The organism is Kocuria sp. SM24M-10 (assembly GCF_001027955.1).
Taxonomy (GTDB): Bacteria; Actinomycetota; Actinomycetes; order Actinomycetales; family Micrococcaceae; genus Kocuria; species Kocuria oceani.
On record NZ_LDNX01000111.1, the window covers coordinates 54,231 to 70,889 of the forward strand.

Annotated in this window: 18 protein-coding genes; 6 read left to right on the forward strand and 12 right to left on the reverse strand. The window is 74.3% G+C overall.

Translation table 11 applies throughout. From position 1 onward, the window contains the following. Positions 1-4 precede the first annotated feature (4 nt). From ABL57_RS12475 to sigK, 3 genes are read right to left on the reverse strand one after another with little or no spacing between them, the layout of a single operon-like run. A complete protein-coding gene (locus ABL57_RS12475) occupies positions 5-694 on the reverse strand; it encodes a Pr6Pr family membrane protein (RefSeq protein WP_047803797.1) in 690 nt (229 codons plus the stop codon). 25 nt (positions 695-719) lie between these two features. Continuing rightward, a complete protein-coding gene (locus ABL57_RS12480) occupies positions 720-1,535 on the reverse strand; it encodes an anti-sigma factor (RefSeq protein WP_238986050.1) in 816 nt (271 codons plus the stop codon). A 5-nt stretch (positions 1,536-1,540) separates the two neighbouring features. Then, complete coding sequence (gene sigK / locus ABL57_RS12485; protein WP_082157426.1) at positions 1,541-2,149, reverse strand: ECF RNA polymerase sigma factor SigK; 609 nt, start codon at positions 2,147-2,149, stop codon at positions 1,541-1,543. Positions 2,150-2,498: 349 nt separating this feature from the next. Here sigK and ABL57_RS12490 point away from each other — a divergent pair, with 349 nt between their 5' ends. From ABL57_RS12490 to ABL57_RS12500, 3 genes are all read left to right on the forward strand, one after another. Beyond that, entirely contained in the window at positions 2,499-3,269 is a 771-nt protein-coding gene (locus ABL57_RS12490) for a hypothetical protein (RefSeq protein WP_047803799.1), read from the forward strand. A 21-nt stretch (positions 3,270-3,290) separates the two neighbouring features. Continuing rightward, the gene (locus ABL57_RS12495) at positions 3,291-4,004 is read left to right on the forward strand and encodes a class F sortase (RefSeq protein WP_047803800.1); all 714 of its coding nucleotides are present in this window, start codon (positions 3,291-3,293) and stop codon (positions 4,002-4,004) included. A 186-nt stretch (positions 4,005-4,190) separates the two neighbouring features. Beyond that, positions 4,191-5,027 (forward strand): alpha/beta fold hydrolase, encoded by an 837-nt coding sequence (locus ABL57_RS12500; protein ID WP_047803801.1) that lies wholly within the window; start codon positions 4,191-4,193, stop codon positions 5,025-5,027. 230 nt (positions 5,028-5,257) lie between these two features. Here the strand turns inward: ABL57_RS12500 and ABL57_RS23400 are convergent, their stop codons facing one another. The 5 genes from ABL57_RS23400 to ABL57_RS12525 all read right to left on the reverse strand — a co-directional run bounded on the left by ABL57_RS23400 (position 5,258) and on the right by ABL57_RS12525 (position 10,515). Continuing rightward, a complete protein-coding gene (locus ABL57_RS23400; RefSeq protein ID WP_053004948.1) occupies positions 5,258-5,569 on the reverse strand; it encodes an antitoxin in 312 nt (103 codons plus the stop codon). 160 nt (positions 5,570-5,729) lie between these two features. Further along, entirely contained in the window at positions 5,730-7,277 is a 1,548-nt protein-coding gene (locus tag ABL57_RS12510; RefSeq protein ID WP_047803802.1) for a gluconokinase, read from the reverse strand. Beyond that, positions 7,277-8,296 carry an L-idonate 5-dehydrogenase gene (locus tag ABL57_RS12515; protein ID WP_047803803.1) on the reverse strand — a complete coding sequence of 340 codons (1,020 nt, stop codon included), beginning with the start codon at positions 8,294-8,296 and terminating at the stop codon, positions 7,277-7,279. The genes ABL57_RS12510 and ABL57_RS12515 overlap by 1 nt, the downstream gene beginning before the upstream one ends. A 64-nt stretch (positions 8,297-8,360) precedes the next feature. Further along, on the reverse strand, positions 8,361-9,128 hold the full coding sequence (locus tag ABL57_RS12520; RefSeq protein ID WP_047803804.1) for a glucose 1-dehydrogenase: 768 nt from the start codon (positions 9,126-9,128) through the stop codon (positions 8,361-8,363). 7 nt (positions 9,129-9,135) lie between these two features. Further along, positions 9,136-10,515, reverse strand: a complete 1,380-nt coding sequence (locus tag ABL57_RS12525) for a GntP family permease (RefSeq protein ID WP_047803805.1) — start codon at positions 10,513-10,515, stop codon at positions 9,136-9,138. A gap of 142 nt (positions 10,516-10,657) precedes the next feature. Here ABL57_RS12525 and ABL57_RS12530 point away from each other — a divergent pair, with 142 nt between their 5' ends. The 3 genes from ABL57_RS12530 to ABL57_RS12540 all read left to right on the forward strand — a co-directional run bounded on the left by ABL57_RS12530 (position 10,658) and on the right by ABL57_RS12540 (position 12,282). Beyond that, positions 10,658-11,359, forward strand: a complete 702-nt coding sequence (locus tag ABL57_RS12530) for a FadR/GntR family transcriptional regulator (protein ID WP_047803806.1) — start codon at positions 10,658-10,660, stop codon at positions 11,357-11,359. Positions 11,360-11,408: 49 nt separating this feature from the next. Beyond that, complete coding sequence (locus ABL57_RS12535; RefSeq protein ID WP_047803807.1) at positions 11,409-11,888, forward strand: nucleoside deaminase; 480 nt, start codon at positions 11,409-11,411, stop codon at positions 11,886-11,888. A gap of 196 nt (positions 11,889-12,084) precedes the next feature. After that, positions 12,085-12,282 (forward strand): antitoxin, encoded by a 198-nt coding sequence (locus ABL57_RS12540; RefSeq protein WP_047803830.1) that lies wholly within the window; start codon positions 12,085-12,087, stop codon positions 12,280-12,282. Between the two features lie 99 nt (positions 12,283-12,381). Here ABL57_RS12540 and uvrA read toward each other — a convergent pair whose 3' ends face one another. From uvrA to ABL57_RS12555, 4 genes are all read right to left on the reverse strand, one after another. Beyond that, positions 12,382-14,841 carry an excinuclease ABC subunit UvrA gene (gene uvrA / locus ABL57_RS12545; RefSeq protein ID WP_082157429.1) on the reverse strand — a complete coding sequence of 820 codons (2,460 nt, stop codon included), beginning with the start codon at positions 14,839-14,841 and terminating at the stop codon, positions 12,382-12,384. A 94-nt stretch (positions 14,842-14,935) separates the two neighbouring features. Further along, the gene (locus tag ABL57_RS12550) at positions 14,936-15,766 is read right to left on the reverse strand and encodes an FAD:protein FMN transferase (protein WP_053004949.1); all 831 of its coding nucleotides are present in this window, start codon (positions 15,764-15,766) and stop codon (positions 14,936-14,938) included. Beyond that, positions 15,763-15,891 carry a hypothetical protein gene (locus ABL57_RS23320; protein ID WP_256363815.1) on the reverse strand — a complete coding sequence of 43 codons (129 nt, stop codon included), beginning with the start codon at positions 15,889-15,891 and terminating at the stop codon, positions 15,763-15,765. Before ABL57_RS23320 ends, ABL57_RS12550 begins: the two co-directional genes overlap by 4 nt. Positions 15,892-16,089: 198 nt before the next feature. Beyond that, positions 16,090-16,503, reverse strand: a complete 414-nt coding sequence (locus ABL57_RS12555) for a hypothetical protein (RefSeq protein WP_139318492.1) — start codon at positions 16,501-16,503, stop codon at positions 16,090-16,092. Positions 16,504-16,659 lie beyond the last annotated feature (156 nt).

The window sequence follows — 16,659 nt, forward strand, 5'->3', positions numbered from 1 at the left end:
GGCCTCATGATGGCAGGGGGCGGGCGGGGGCACGACCTCGCCGCGAGATTGCGACGACGCCGCCGGCGACGACCGTGACCAGCCCGGCGAGCACCGCGACCCAGACCGCCACGGCGGAGTACCCGCCGGCGGTGGCGTGGGGGTCGAGGAACGGATAGGGATACCAGTAGGGCGCGCCGGTGGCCTCGTCGAGCACCCGGGGCGCCCGCACGAGGGTGTAGACCACCCACAGCACCGGGTAGACGGCCGTCCAGCCGACGACCCGCCACCGCACCGGGCGCCGACCGGGCGCGAGCAGCCAGTCCAGGAGCACGTAGACGGGCGCGATGAGGTGCAGGACCTCGTTGGACCACTGCTGCTCCAGGCCGGCCGGGAGCGGGATGCCGCGCAGCAGCACGTTGTAGACCAGCCCCGTGACGACCGTGTACGTGGTGGCCGCCGCGCGCAGGGCGCTGAACGCTCCCGGCTCGGCACCGGGACCGCGCAGCAGCAGTCCCGCCCCGACGGCCAGGACCACGGCGAGCAGCAGGCTGCTCTGGATCGTGAAGTAGCTGAAGAAGTTCGCCACGTCCACCGCGATGTGGCGGTCGCCGCGGTCGACCCAGAACTGCAGGCTGACCCGGAGCTGTCCGAGCACGGCCGCGACCATTGCCACGGCCGCGGCCGCACGGGTCACGGCGAACAGCCGCCTCATGCCCGGTCCCCTCCTCCGTGCCCGGTCAGACCTCCACGGCGGCCAGCACCGGCGTGGTGGGCGTCTCGGAGCCGCCGGCGGGCTCGACCGTCATGGCCACCGCGCCGGCACGGTCGACGTCCCCCTTCAGCCACACCTGCACCTGCCCGCCGCCGAAGTGCGCGTCCGGCACCGGGGAGCCGTCCTGCATCAGCCACAGCTGGTACTCGCGCCCCTCCTCCGGGTCCGGGAGGTCGGCAGCCACGAGCATGGCCGCGTCCTCCTGCTCGGAGACCACGAGGGTGGCGGCGCTCCCGTCGACCTCCAGCCGGTGGGTCGCCACGTCCGCGGCGGCCAGCAGGCGGGCCTGCCGGTCCTGTTCCTGCGCGGCGAGCTGCTGCTGCTCGCGCTGCTCCGTCTGCGTCCCGATCGCCCAGCCGCCCAGGGCGGCACCCGGCAGGAGCACTGCGGCCGCCGCCGCGACGGCCAGCCGCTGCCGCCGCTGCCGCCGGCGCTCCGCCAGGGAGACGACGTCCGCGCCGGACCCCGGGCCCGCCGAGCTCCCGGAGGAGGCAGCGCTCGGCGGCTCGGCGGGCGACGTGGCCGGCGTCCCGGCGGGTGCCCCGGACCGGGTCCCGTGGATGGCGGCGAGGACGTTCGCGCGCAGGGCCGGCGGCGGCTCCTGGGCCACCGCCGAGGCCAGGGCAGCGCCGACCTCTCCGAACGAGTCCACCTCGGCGCGGCACGCCGCGCAGCCCCGGAGGTGGTCCTCGAACGCGGCACGCTCCTCGGGCTCGAGGGCGTCCACGGCGTAGAGTGCCGCGTCCCCGTGGACGTCGTCGGACCGGTCGTCCCCCTGCATGTCGTTCACCGCTGCACCCCCAATGCTGAGCGTAGATTGTTGAGCCCGTCCCTGATCCGTGCTTTCGCCGTGCCCAGTGGGACGGCCAGGTGCTCGGCGACCTGTCGGTGGCTGTAGCCCCGGTAGTACACCAGGCAGACGGCCTCGCGCTGGAGCTCGCTCAGGGATCCCAGCCCCGTGCGGACCTCCTCGGTGTCCAAGGACTGCTCGACCTCGCCCCAGGTCTCGTCGGAGGGCGGGCCCGCCTGGCGGAGCTCGTACTGCTCGTCCCGGACGCGTTCCCGCTGGCTCTGCCGGATCCGGTCCACCGCGCGCCGGTGGGCCATGGTGCACAGCCAGGCCAGCACGGTGCCGCGCCGCGGATCGAAGCGCTCCGCCTGCTGCCAGGCCATCAGGTAGACCTCCTGCACCACCTCGGCGGCCAGCTCCGGGGAGCGGGTCAGCCGCACCACGAGCCCGAACAGCTTCGTGCACGTGGCGTCGTACAGCTGGGCGAAGGCGGCCTCGTCCCCGGCGGCGCTGCGCCGCAGCAGGTCGGCCAGGTCGTCGGTTCCACTGGAGGAACGGGACTGGGTCCCCGCGCCGCAGCCGCGGCCGGTCGGTCCTTCACTCACGCGATCTCGCTGTTCACTCGGGGGGCAACGCCTCGCCCGCCACCCGGGCGAGGACAGTCCTGTACCGCAGACTGCCACATCCGACCGGTGCCGCACTGTCGACACACGCTGTCCTTCCATGCCAGGTGTTCGTCACCGGACGCCTCGCGGATGGGTCCGCGGCGCGTCCGGACGGTTCCGGGGCCGGTCCAGGACCCCGGTCCGGCACCCGGTTCCGGGGCGCCGATCCAGGAGGCCGAAAAAAACTTTGCGGCGGCACCCATCCGGGGCCGCCCCGGCGCCGAACCCCCTGTGCACACACCGAATGTGCGCACACGGCACGACCCCCGGTACGACACAGGAGAAACTGATGCGCAAGTCCACGTTCCTCGCAGTCCCCACCCTGGCCCTCGGCGCCCTCACCCTTGCCGCCGCCCCCGCCTCCGCCCACGCGGAGGACACGTGGTCCTCCCAGGCGACCCTGAACACCCTGAACAACTCCGGCACCACCGGCGACGTCATGGTCGACGTCCACGGCACCGAGGCCACCGTCACGATGAACGTCACCGGTGCGGCCGAGACCTTCATGGACGGGCCGTTCCCGCACGCCCAGCACATCCACATCGCCGCCCAGGGCGTGTGCCCGCCCCCCACCGCGGACACCGACGGCGACGGCGTGGTCTCCACCCCGGAGGGTCACCCGTTCTACGGGATGATCGGCACGTCCCTGACCACCGAGGGCGACACCAGCGCCGACTCGGCCCTGGCCGTGGAGCGCTTCCCCGGCGGCTCCGCCTACACCTACGAGCGGACCTTCGAGCTGGACGCGGCCACCGCCGAGTCCCTGCAGAACGGCACCGCGGTCGTCGTCGTCCACGGTGTGGACCCGGCCAAGATGCCGGCCGCCGCCGCCGAGAAGATGAGCTCGCTGAACGAGGAGCTGCCCCTGGCCGCCACCCTCCCGGCGGCCTGCGGCACGCTGACCGCCTCCCAGATGGGCGCGATGCCCGAGGGCGGCGCCGACACCGGCGTGACCCAGGAGACCGGCTCCGGCGCCGAGACCGCGGCGCTGGGCGGCGGCCTCCTGGCGGCCGTGGCCGGCGGCGCCTGGGCGCTGCGCCGGCGCGCTGCCCGGGCCTGATCCCGCGGGACGGTTCCTGTCATGACGGGATCGACCACCGGTCGCCGCGGGGGCCTGCTGGCCTCCGCGGCGGCCGCCGTCCTGCTCGCCACCGGCTGCGCCGCCGGATCCGGTGACGGCCCCCCGGCCGCCTCCGGCAGCACGTCCCCGGCGGCCTCGAGCAGCGCCACCGGCACGCCCTCCCCCACGTCGTCGTCCACGGCGGCGCCGTCGCCCACGGGAACACCGCCGGCCGCACGCGCGACGCCGACCGCCGCCCCCGAGGACCGCCCCGCGGTCCTCGACGCCTCCGAGCCCGTCTCCCTGACCGTGCCGTCCACGGGCACCCGCTCCGAGCTGCTGCACCTGGGTCTGCGGGAGGACGGGTCCCTGGAGGTCCCGCCCGAGGGTCCCGGGTCCCCGGCGAGCTGGTACACCGGCTCCCCCACCCCCGGCGAGCGCGGCCCGGCCGTGCTGCTGGGCCACGTCAACGCCACCGGCGGCGGCCCCGGGGTCTTCGCGGACCTGCGGCAGCTCGCTCCCGGGGACCGGATCGAGGTCGCCCGGGAGGACGGGAGCACCGCGGTCTTCGCCGTCGACCGCGGGGAGCAGTACGGCAAGGACGACTTCCCCACCCTGGAGGTCTACGGCAACACGGCGGACGCCGAGCTGCGGCTGATCACCTGTGACGGCTACGACCCGGCCACCCGTGAGTTCGACGACAACTACGTCGTCTACGCGTCCCTGGTGTCCTGAGCCGCCTCGACGAGCACGACGACTCGGTCCTGGACCGCGCGCGGGCTCCCGGCGCGCTCCAGGTGCTCGCGGGCCCCGTCCTCCCACGCCCGGTGCCTGCGCTCGAGGTCGGTCGTTCCCTAGACTCGGACCGGTGAGAACGACCGTTCTCACGCGCAGTGCGAACGACCGAGAGGAAGAACCTCCATGGGGTACATCAGCGTCGGCACCGAGAACAGCACCGACATCGAGCTGTACTACGAGGACCACGGCAGCGGGCAGCCCGTGGTGCTGATCCACGGCTATCCGCTGGACGGGTCGTCCTGGGAGAAGCAGACCGTGGCCCTGCTCGAGGCCGGCCACCGCGTGATCACCTACGACCGGCGCGGCTTCGGCAGCTCCAGCAAGCCCACCACCGGCTACGACTACGACACCTTCGCCGCGGACCTGAACGCCGTGCTGACCCACCTCGACCTGCAGGACGCCGTCCTCGTGGGCTTCTCGATGGGCACCGGCGAGGTGGCGCGCTACCTCGGCACCTACGGTTCCTCCCGGGTGGCCAAGGCGGTCTTCCTCGGCTCGCTGGAGCCCTACCTGCTGCAGACGGACGACAACCCCACCGGCGTGCCGCAGGAGGTCTTCGACGGCCTCGCCGCCGCCGTGACCGCGGACCGGTACGCGTTCTTCACCGAGTTCTTCGGCAACTTCTACAACGCCGACACCTTCCTCGGCACGGACCGGCTCAGCCAGGAGATCGTGGACGCCAGCAAGAACATCGCGTTCCGCTCGGGCGCCGTGGCCTCCGTGGCCGCGCAGCCGACCTGGCTCACCGACTTCCGCGCCGACATCCCCCGGATCGACGTCCCGGTCCTGATCGTGCACGGCACCGCGGACAACATCCTGCCGATCGACGCCACCGGCCGGCAGTTCACCAAGGCGCTGCCGGAGGCGCGCTACGTCGAGATCGAGGGCGCCCCGCACGGCATGCTCTGGACGCACGCTCCCGAGGTGAACGAGGCGCTGCTGGACTTCCTCGCCGACTGACCGGCCCGGCCCCGGATCGGCCGGGGGCGCCCGCTGGTGCGATCGATAACGAATGTGTAACGTAACGTCATGAGAACATCCCCCCGCGTTCTCCCGGACCATCGGCGTCCCCTGCGCGGGTGGTCCCACGGCCCCGGCCCGCCTCTCCCGGCGGACCGGGGCCGTCGTTCGTGCCTGATCGGCCCCCGGCCGGGGGCCGATCAGGCACGTGCTGCGGCGGTGCCGACCGCTCAGCCGCGGGGGTCGCGGTCCGGGCGGACTCCCCCCGGACCCTCACCGGGCCGGTCCGTGCCGCCGGGCCGGTCCGTTCCGCCCGGCCCGGCGCCCGGGGACCGGTCGTCCGGCGCGGTCCCCCCGGCGCCCCGGTGTCCGCCGAGGTAGTCCCGGGCCTTCTGCTGGACCGAGTCCACGTGCCGCTCGTACTTCCGTCCGGTGCGCTTGTCCACGAAGTTCCCGGCCTGGTCCAGGACCTTGTTCACCTTGTCCGGGTTGCGCTGCGCGAGCTGCTTGGCCTTCGCCGTGAGCCCCTTGAAGTTCACCATGACGTCTCCTTCCGAGAGCGGTCACCGCCGCGAGTCCGCCGCGGTGCTGTCACGACTCCATCATGCAGAGCTGTCGCCGCGCTGGCCAGCACCTGTGGCCCGCCCCGCCGACCCCGGCGCTGAATATGCTCCCGAAGGCATACTCGGGCCGGGGCGGCGGTCAGTCCCGCTCCAGCGGCAGGGCGGGGGCCAGGCGCCGCAAGGACGTGAAGGTGGGGACGAGCGCCTCGTACAGCTGCTCGAAGACCGGCTGCAGGGAGGCGTAGACCGCGGCGTCGGCCGGGTCGGGGCGCAGGGTGGAGTCCACCTCGACGAGGTCCGCGGCCACGTCGATCGACTCGATGAGCCCCAGCGCCTGCATCCCGAGCAGCGCCGCGCCGAACCCGGAGCCCTCGTGCCCGGACGCGAAGGAGATGTCCGTGCCCAGCACGTCGGCGAGCATCTGCCGCCACAGGGGGCTGCGCGCGAACCCGCCCGTCGCCCGGATCTGATCCACCGCCAGGCCTGCCGAGCGCATCGACTGCAGGACCAGGCCCAGCTGCTGGCACACCCCCTCCAGGGCCGCGCGCACCAGGTGCGCCCGTCCGTGCGCGCGCGTGAGCCCCACGTAGGCGCCCCGGGGCAGGGAGCTCCAGTGCGGGGCGCGCTCGCTCAGCAGATAGGGCAGCATGAGCAGCCCGCCGGAGCCGGCGGGGACGCTCTCGGCCAGCGCGCACAGGGCCTCCTGGGAGTCCTCACCGAGGTCAGGGGCGAGCGCGTCGCCCGCCCAGCCCAGGACCACGCCCCCGTTGTTGATGGCCCCGCCCACCACCCAGCGGCCGGGGGTCAGGGCGTAGCAGAACACCCGGCCCAGCGGGTCCACCACAGGACGGTCGACGACGACGCGCAGCGCGCCGCTCGTGCCGATCGAGCAGGCGGCCACCCCGGGCCGCACCGCCCCCAGCCCCAGGTTCGCGAGGGGCCCGTCGCTGGCGCCGACCACCACCGGCGTGCTCTCGGGCAGGCCGGTGGCCCGGGCGGTCGCCTCCGTGAGCCCGGGCAGGACGGTGGTGGTGGGCACCAGCTCCGGCAGCTGCTCGGGCAGGATCCCGGCCAGAGCCAGGGCCTCGTCGTCCCAGGTCAGTTCGTGGATGTTCATCAGCCCCGTGGCGGAGGCCACCGAGTGGTCCACCACGAGGGCGTTGCACAGCCGCAGCAGCACGAACTCCTTGATGCCGGCCCAGAAGGCGACCCGCTCGCACAGCTTGGGCTCCTGCTCGTGGAACCACACGAGCTTGGCCAGCGGTGACATCGGGTGCACGGGGGTGCCCGTGCGCCGGTGCAGCGCGAGTCCGCCCACGGCGGCGCGCAGCCGCTCCGCCTGCGCACTGGCCCGGGTGTCGGCCCAGGTGACGAGCGGGGTGAGGGGCTCCCCCTCGGGCGAGAGCCCGAGCAGGCCGTGCATCGCGGAGCTGAAGGACAGTCCGGCCACGCGCTCGGCCCCGACCTCCTCGACCACGGCGCGCACCGTGTCCAGGACGGCGCGGAGGATCAGCTGCGGGTCCTGCACGGCGTGGCCGCCGTGCGGCTCCTCCAGCGGATAGCCCGCCGAGGCGGAGGCGAGCTGCTCGCCGCCCACCGCGAACGCCACGGTCTTGGTGCTCGTGGTGCCGATGTCCACCCCGAGCACCACGGTGCCGGCGGTGGGATCTCCGTGCGGCCCGGTCATCAGCGGGTCTGCTGGCCGAAGGAGACGAGCACCTTGCCGGAGGCCGCGGAGTCCCGGGCCGCGGAGAAGGCCTCCAGGGCCCGCTCGGCCGGGATCTCGTGCGTGACGACGCCCTCGATCCCGGGGTGGGCGGCGAGCAGCTCGATCGCCTCGTCGATCTCGTCGTCGAAGCGGAACGAGCCGCGCAGCTGGAGTTCCTTGGACACCAGCGGGGCCAGGTTCACGGGCCGGGCCTCGTTCGGCACCATCCCCACCTGGACCACCACGGCCCCCCGTCGCGCCGCCGCCAGCGCGGGGCTCACAGCCGCGGGCACTCCCGAGCACTCCAGCACCACGTCGAAGGCCTCGGCCGGGAGCGGGTCCGCCCCGATCCGGACCGTGCCGTGCACACCCAGGACCCGGGCCCGCTCCAGCGGGCCCTCGAGGACGTCGGTGGCCACGACCTCCGCCGCGCCTCGGGCCAGGGCCGCGGCCGCCGCGAGCAGCCCGATCGGCCCGGACCCGGAGACGAGCACCCGCCGGCCGGCCACGTCCCCGGCCACGGTCAGCCCGTGCAGCGCCACGGCCAGCGGCTCGGCCAGCGCGGCCCGGCGCAGCGGGAGGCCCTCCGGGAGCACCCGCACCATGTCCGGGCGCACCAGCAGGTACTCGCTCATCCCGCCCTGCGTGTGCGGCCGGGTGGCGGCGCTGCCCAGGTAGGCCCCGCCCGGCCACAGGTGGCGCCGGTCCTCGATCCCCGGCTCGGGGGTGCCGAACGTGGCCGGGTGCACCGTCACCGGGGTGCCCGGCGCGAGCTGGCCCGCGGGGTCGAGGTCCACCGTCCCGGAGACCTCGTGGCCGGGCACGAGCGGCTCCCGGACCACGTACTCCCCGTTGGCGCCCTCGGCCCAGTAGTGCAGGTCGGACCCGCACACCCCGCCGTAGGCGATCCGGAGCCGGAGCTGCCCCGCGGCCGGTTCCGGAATGGGCTGCTCCTCGACGCGCAGGTCCTGCTTGCCGTGGATGACGATGGCTCTCATGGGTTCTCTTCCTGGGACGCCCGGATCAGCTGGGACGTCCGGATCGGTGAGTGGCGGTTTCGGATCAGACGACGGAGGTCATGCCGCCGTCGACCAGGACGTTGTGCCCGGACACGAAGCTGGAGGCGTCCGAGCACAGGTAGATCAGCGTGCCCACGAGCTCCTCGACGCGCCCCCAGCGCTGGGCCGGGGTGCGGTCGACCACCCACGCGTTGAACGCCTCGTCCTCGATGAGGGCCTGGTTCATCTCCGTGGCGAAGTAGCCGGGGGAGATCGCGTTGACCTGGATGTTGTAGCGGGCCAGGTCGGCGGCCATCCCCTTGGTGAGCATGACCACCCCGCCCTTGGTGGCCGAGTACGGGGCGATGGTCTGCCGGGCGAGCACGGACTGCACCGAGGCGATGTTGACGATCTTGCCGGAGCCCCGCTCCTGCATCCCGGGGACCACGGCGCGGGAGACGTGGAAGGCGCTGGAGAGGTTCGCCGCGACGATGTCCTCCCAGTCCTGGGCGGTGAACTCGGCGAACGGGGCGCGGCGCTGGATCCCGGCGTTGTTCACCAGGATGTCCGGCACCCCGTGCTCGGCCACCACCGCCTCGATCCCCGACCGCACCGCATCGGCGTCGGTGAGGTCGAAGGCGGCCGTGGCCGGTGCCGTGCCCGTGCGGCCGGTGATCTCGTCGCGCACCCGGGCGAGGGCCTCGCCGTCGCGCCCGTGCAGGACCACGCGGGCGCCCGCCTCGGCGAGGCCCGCGGCCAGGGCCCGCCCCAGCCCTCGGGAGGACCCGGTGACGAGGGCGAGCCGGCCGGTGATGTCGAAGACGCTGTTCATGTCCACCTCAGGCGATGTAGAAGATGACGAGCACGATGGCGAAGCCCACCACGGACTGCAGGGCCTGCTGGACGGTCCACGTGCGCAGCGTGGTCTTGACGTCCATGCCCATGAGCCGGCCGACGAGCCAGAAGCCGGAGTCGTTGACGTGGCCGGCGAAGACCGACCCGGCGGCGGTGGCCAGGACGACGGCCGCGACCTCCACGGCGTTGAAGCCGCCCGCGGCCACGGCCGGGGCCATGAGGCCGGCGGCGGTGACGAGCGCCACGGTGGCCGAGCCCTGGGCCAGGCGCAGGACGACGGCGATGAGGTAGGCGGCGAAGATGACCGGCAGACCGATGCCGTCCAGGGAGGAGGCCAGGGCGTCGCCGATGCCGGAGGCCCGCAGGATGCCGCCGAACATGCCGCCGGCGCCGGTGATCAGGATGACCGAGGCCACCGGGCCCAGGGCCGAGTCGACGACCTTCTCCAGGGCGGTGCCGTGCTCGCCGCGGCGGGTGCCGAGGACGAACAGGGCCACGAGGACCGAGATCAGCAGGGCCACCGGGGAGGCGCCGACCATGGAGAGCGCGCCGTACCACGGGGCGTCCTCGGAGACCGTGCCGGCGGCGCGGAGGAAGTCCAGGCCGGTGTTCATGAAGATGAGCACCAGGGGCAGCAGGAGCAGGGCGATGATGGTGCCGACCTTGGGCGGATTGGCCGGCTGGTCGTCGTCCATCTCGCCGAACAGGCCCGGCACGGGCAGGATGAACTTGGAGCCCACGCGCTTGCCCCACAGGTAGCCGGTGACGTACCAGAGCGGGAAGGCCAGCAGCAGGCCGATCAGCAGGACCATGCCGAGGTCGGCGCCGTAGAGCTCGGTGGCGGCCACGGGGCCCGGGTGCGGCGGCACGAAGACGTGCATCACCGAGAACGCACCGGCGGCGGGGATGCCGTAGAGCAGCACGTTGGTGCCGCTCACCCGGCGGGCGACGGCGAAGATGATGGGCAGCATGACCACCAGGCCGGCGTCGAAGAAGATCGGGAAGCCCATGATCAGCGAGGCGATGCCGAGGCCGAAGGGGGCCCGCTTCTCGCCGAAGATGTCCACGAGCTTGTCGGCGAGCACCCTGGCGCCGCCGCTGTGCTCCACGAGCTTGCCGAGCATGGCGCCGAGGCCGATCAGCAGGGCCACCGAGCCGAGCGTGCCGCCGAAGGCCTCCACGGCGGTGTCCACGATCAGCGCCGGCGGGATGCCCGTGGCGAGCGCGGTCAGCAGCGCCACGAGGATCAGGGTCAGGAACGCGTGCAGCTTGAACTTGATCACCAGGATCAGGATCAGCGCGATGGCGGCGGCCGCGATGCCCAGCAGGGGGGCGGTTCCGAGGGTTTGTGTCCAGTCTTCCACTGAGGGTCTCCGTGATCTCGGGCCTGCGCGCAGGCCTTTCGGGTGCTCGTCGTGATCCACGACACGCGCTAGGCTGACAGAAAGATCATACTTTTGGCAACAGCGGGCACGTCATGTGCGCCGCGAGAGGGACGGGGCCGGGATGCACGGGGTGGAGCAGCACAGCGGCGTGCTGGATCGGCTCGGCCGCAGCATCGCCTCGGGCGACCGCGTGCCCGGCACGGTCCTGACACTCGCCGGCCTCGAGGAGGAGTTCGGGGTCTCCCGCACCCTCGTGCGCGAGGTCGTGCGGGTGCTCGAGTCCATGGGCATGCTGGAGTCGCGGCGTCGCGTGGGCGTCACCGTGCGGCCGCCCCGGGACTGGAACCCGTTCGACCCCCGGCTGATCCGGTGGCGGCTCGGCGGCCCCGGGCGGGACGCCCAGCTGCTGAGCCTCACCGAGCTGCGCGCGGCGATCGAACCCATGGCGGCCCGGCTCGCCGCCGCGCGGGCGGACGAGTCCACCCGCCGCCGTCTCGTGGAGCTGGCCGCCCGGCTCAAGGAGCTGGGCCAGGCCCACCGCGGCACGGACCCGGAGTACCTGGCGACCGACATCGCCTACCACGAGCTGCTGCTGGCGGCCAGCGGCAACCCCATGCTCGCCGCCCTGGGCGGGGTGGTGGCCGAGGTGCTCTCCGGGCGCACCGCGCTGGGGCTCATGCCCCGGGACCCCGCTCCCGGGGCGCTCGAGGACCACGAGGCCACGGCCGCCGCCGTCGCCTCCGGGGACGCCGCCACGGCCGAGGCCCGGGCGCGGGCCGTGGTGACGGAGGTGCTCGAGGAGGTCGCCGACGGGACCGGGTGACGCCCCGGTCCTGCCGGCGGGCGGACCGGACGACTCGTAGGCTGAGCCCATGGGCATCTCCGAGACCGACCGCGGGCACCTGCGACGCTGTGTGGAACTGGCCCGCGAGGCCCTCGACGCCGGGGACGAGCCGTTCGGCTCGGTGCTCGTCTCGGCGCGGGGCGAGGTGCTGTTCGAGGACCGCAACCGGGTGGCCGGCGGTGACGCCACCCGGCATCCCGAGTTCGAGATCGCCCGCTGGGCAGCCGCTCACCTCGCCCCGGGAGAGCGCTCCGCGGCCACGGTCTACACCTCGGGCGAGCACTGCCCCATGTGCTCGGCCGCGCACGCCTGGGTGGGTCTGGGCCGCATCGTCCACGCCTCCTCCTCCGCGCAGCTGGTCCGGTGGCTGCAGGAGCTCGGCGTCCCGCCCGCCCCGGTCGCGGCGCTGCCGATCACCCAGGTGGCCCCGGGCGTGCCGGTGGACGGCCCGTGCCCCGACCTGGCCCCGGAGGTGCGGACCCTGCACGCCACCCGCCACGCCCGCTGACCCCCTCTCCCCCTCCGCTGCCCGCCACTGCCCGCGAGGTTGCCCGGGGCGGCGACCGGGCACGGTCGCGTCGCCGTGAGCCGCGATCTCGGCGCGGGGTGGCCAGGGCCCCCGCCCGGAGGCCAGGATGGGAGGGTCCCTCCGGCGGGCGCGCCCCCACCGGAACCGATCGACGAAGGGAACGACCGTGGTGGACATGGGAGGATTCGCGGACAAGGCGAAGGACTTCGCGGAGCAGCACCCGGACAAGGTGCAGCAGGGCATCGACCGCGGCGGCGACGCCGTGGACGAGCGCACCGGCAACAAGTACGAGAGCCAGGTGGACCAGGGCCAGGAGAAGGCCGGGGACTTCCTCGGCACCGGCCAGCAGGACCAGAAGGACCAGCAGAACTGATCCCCGGCAGCCCCCCAGCCCCCGCCCGCCGACCGGCGCGCGGGGGCTGCGCCGTTCCGGCCCCCCTCCCCCGCCGAGGTGGCTGGAGGAGGGACCGGGTCAGCGCAGGGCTGCGGCCAGGTAGGGGGCGGTGCGGCTCGACGGGCACGCCGCGACCTCGGCGGGGGTGCCGGCGCAGAGGATCCGCCCGCCGGCCTCGCCGCCGGACGGGCCCATGTCGATCACCCAGTCCGACGACGCCACCACGTCCATGGCGTGCTCCACCACCACCACGGTGTTGCCCGCGTCCACGAGCCGGTTCAGCTGGCCCAGCAGCGCCTGCACGTCCTGGGGGTGCAGCCCGGTGGTGGGCTCGTCCAGGAGGTAGAGGGTGTGCCCGCGCCGGGCCCGCTGCAGCTCCGTGGCCAGCTTGATCCGCTGGGCCTCGCCGCCGGAGAGCTCGGTGGCCGGCTGGCCCAGCCGCAGGTAGCCGAGGCCCACGTCGAGCAGGGCGCGCAGGCTGCGCGCGGCGGCCGGGACGTCGGCGAGGAACTCCGCGGCCGTCTCCACCCGCATGCCCAGCACGTCGGCGATGCTCCGGCCCCGGTGGGTGACCTCCAGCGTCTCGGGGTTGTAGCGCGCGCCCCGGCAGTCGGGGCAGGGGCCGTAGGTGCCGGGCAGGAAGAGCAGCTCCACGGCGAGGAAGCCCTCCCCCTGGCAGGTCTCGCACCGCCCGCCGGCCACGTTGAAGGAGAACCGCCCGGCCCCGTAGCCCCGGGCCCGGGCCTCGTCGGTGGCGGCGTAGAGCTTACGGACCGCGTCGAAGAGCCCGGTGTAGGTGGCCAGGTTGGAGCGCGGGGTGCGGCCGATGGGTCGCTGGTCCACGCGGATCAGCCGGTCCAGGTGCTCCAGGCCCTCGGCGGAGCCCACCCGCGCCCCGGGGGCGGGCGCCGCCTCGTCGTCGCCCGTGGACCCCGGCCCGCCGTGCAGGTGCCGGCCCGCGGTCTCGGCCAGGACCTGGCTGACCAGGGTGGACTTGCCCGAGCCGGAGACCCCGGTGACGGCGGTGAGCACGCCCAGGGGGATCTCGGCGTCGAGGTCGACGAGGTTGTGGCGGCTCACCCCGCGCAGCTGAAGCCACCGCTCGGGCCGCCGGGCGGCGGGCGCCGGTGCGGCGGTCGCCGGGTCCGGGAACAGGAACGGGCGGGTGACGGACGCGGGGACCTCGGCCAGCCCCGGCACGGGACCGCTGTAGAGCACCGAGCCGCCCCGGTCCCCGGCCTGCGGGCCCACGTCCACGACCCAGTCGGCCCGGCGGACCACGGCCATGTCGTGCTCCACCACGAACACCGAGTTGCCGGAGGCCTTCAGCTCCTCCAGCACCGCCAGCAGCGGCTCGGCGTCGGCCGGATGCAGGCCCGCGGAGGGCTCGTCGAGCACGTAGACCACCCCGAACAGTCCCGACCTCAGCTGGGTGGCGATGCGCAGCCGCTGCATCTCCCCCGGGGAGAGCGTGGGGGTGGACCGGTCCAGGCTCAGGTAGCCCAGACCCAGGCCGAGGAGCACCTCCAGCCGGGCGAGCAGGTCCCGGGCGATGGTGACGGCCGCCTGGCTGCGCTCCCCGGAGGTCACCGCGCGCGAGGCGGTCCCGGCCTGCTCCAGCCCGGCCGTCGGGCGCACCGCCTCGGCCAGCTCGGCCAGGGTCGCCCCGTTGAACTCTGCGATGGTCCGGCCCCCGAAGGTCACGGCGAGCGCCTCCGGGCGCAGGCCGGCGCCACCGCACACCCGGCACGGGGCGGTGACCACGAAGCGCAGGGCGCGCTCGCGCATCTGCGGGCTCGCGGAGTCCGCCAGGGTGTGCAGGACGTGGCTGCGGGCGCTCCAGAACCGGCCTTTGTAGGGCTTCGCCACGCGGTCCCGCTGCGGGGTGATCTCCACGACCGGCTGCTCCTCGGTGAACAGGATCCAGTCCCGGACGTCCCGGGGCAGCTCCTGCCACGGGACGTCGACGTCGTGGCCCAGGTGCACGAGGATGTCCCGCAGGTTCTTGCCCTGCCACGCGCCGGGCCAGGCGGCCACCGCGCCCTCGCGGATGCTCAGCCCGGGGTCCGGGACCAGGGAGGACTCGGTGACGTCGTGCACGGTGCCCAGGCCGGAGCACTCGGGACACGCGCCGGCGGCGGTGTTGGGCGAGAAGGCGTCGGAGTCCAGGCTGCCCTCGGCGCCTTCGGGGTAGGTGCCCGCCCGGGAGAAGAGCATGCGCACCGAGTTGGACAGCGTGGTCAGGGTGCCCACCGTGGAGCGGGAGCTGGGGGCGCCGCGCCGCTGCTGGAGGGCCACGGCGGGCGGGAGACCGGTGATCTCCTCCACGGCGGGGTTGTGCCCCTGCTGGATCAGGCGCCGGGCGTAGGGCGCGACGGACTCCAGGTAGCGCCGCTGGGCCTCGGCGTAGACGGTGCCGAAGGCCAGGGAGGACTTCCCGGAGCCGGAGACGCCGGTGAAGGCGACGATCGCGTCGCGCGGGATGTCCACGTCCACGTGGCGCAGGTTGTGCTCGGAGGCCCCGCGGACCCGGACCATGCCGGAGCGGGCGGCGACGGGGACGATGGCCGCAGTGGTGTCGAGGTCGATGCTCACCGCGTCCACCCTAGCGACCGCGGGCGCGCGGCGGGACTCAGCCGGTCCGGTGCCGGTCCCGGCCGATCGTCCACGCGGTGTCCGCGGGAGCGGGGTCCACCACCCACGCGGACCACTCGTCCAGGCCGGTGAACCAGTGGGCCCCGTCCCGGCCGGCCACCACGAGGGCCGTGGCCAGGATCCCGGCCAGGCGCGCGTCCGGGCCGACGACGGTCGCGGAGCGGGCCCCGGCCGCGGGCCGGCCGGTGCGGGGGTCGACGATGTGGGCGGGCCGTTCGTAGGTCCCGGAGGTCGAGACCGCCCCGTCGCCGGGCAGGACGGTCCACGAGAGCGCGCCGGGATCGTCCGGGTGGCGGATCCCCACCGCCCAGGGCTCCCCGGGTGCCGCGACCCCGCGGGTGACCACGTCCCCGCCGGCGTCGATGCACACGTTCGCGCAGCCGGCGCGGACCAGGTCGTCGGCGAGCCGCTCCGCGGCCCAGGCCTTGACGTAGCCGGAGGGGTCGAAGCCGCCGCGCACGGCCCAGGGGTCGAAGCAGCCGCCGGTCAGCTGCCGCCCCTCCCGGCAGCGGAGGAGCACGTCGAGCAGGGCCCCCTGCGCCGGGTCGCCCCGGGTGAGCCGGCGCTCGTCGAGCAGACCGGTCCGCAGGGCGGTCACCAGGGAGTCGGGCCGGTAGGTGGAGAAGACGGCGTCGACCCAGCCCATGTTGGCCACGGCCACGTCCAGGGCGTGCTGCACGACGCGCTCGGCCGGCAGGGCGTCCTCCCCGGCGCGGACGTCGACGGTCACCGTGGTGCCCCAGATCCGCTCCCGGTGGAGGTGCCGCCGGCCCTTGGGGCGGCGCAGCTCGACGGCGGGGGCGCTCATGACCGGACCCGGTCCACGAGCTCCCGGAAGGCGGAGCGGTAGCCCCGCACGGCGTGGTCGGCCCCGCTCACGGCGTCGATCCGCGCCGGCTGCCTCGTGAGGACCTCCTCCTGGAGGACGGGCACGGCGCGGTCGTCGGTCCACTGCGGGGGGCGGGGGGAAACGGCGGTGCGGTCGATGCGCTCGACTCTAGGTCGGGGAGCGGGGACCGGGCAGTGGACTTTCGGGCAGAGTTCCCGGGCCCCGGTGCCCGGAGTGCGCTCGGCGGGCGGCCCCGCCCCTCGCCGGCGCGGGGGTCGACGCGGAGCGGGGCCGGGCCGCGGTCAGTCCCTGATCTCGATGACCTGCAGCGGCAGGTTGGTGCCGGTCCCGCAGAACTCGGCCTGGCACTCCTGGATGAACCCGGAGATGACGGCCGGCCCCTCGTCGAAGGCCATGTTGAAGGCCACGGCCTGGTAGTCCATCTCGATCTCGCCGCCCTCACAGACCCACTGCTCGAAATAGCTGCCGTTGGCGATGCGCCCCTCGGAGACCCGCTGGGTCACGCTCAGGGAGACGAAGACGTTGCTGCCCGCGGTGCAGGAGACCGTGTAGGTGCCCTGGACGGCCGCCCCCTCGGCGATCCGCGTGGCGTCGCTGATGTCGGAGATCACCATCGCCTGCGCCGGTGCGGCGGCGGCGAGGCCGACTCCCGCCGCGAAGACGGCGGCCGTGACTGCCCTGGTGGTTCTTCTCATGGTTCTGTCCCATCCGGTGGAGAAGCGGGGACCGCTTCGCGACTGGTGCCGGCTCGCGGCGTCCCCCCGGACGCCCGTCGAACCCCGTGTCTGTGCGACATCCCCAACGTAGGCGCAGGTCAGCGGGCACGGCCGACGTGGCGGGAAGATGACGGA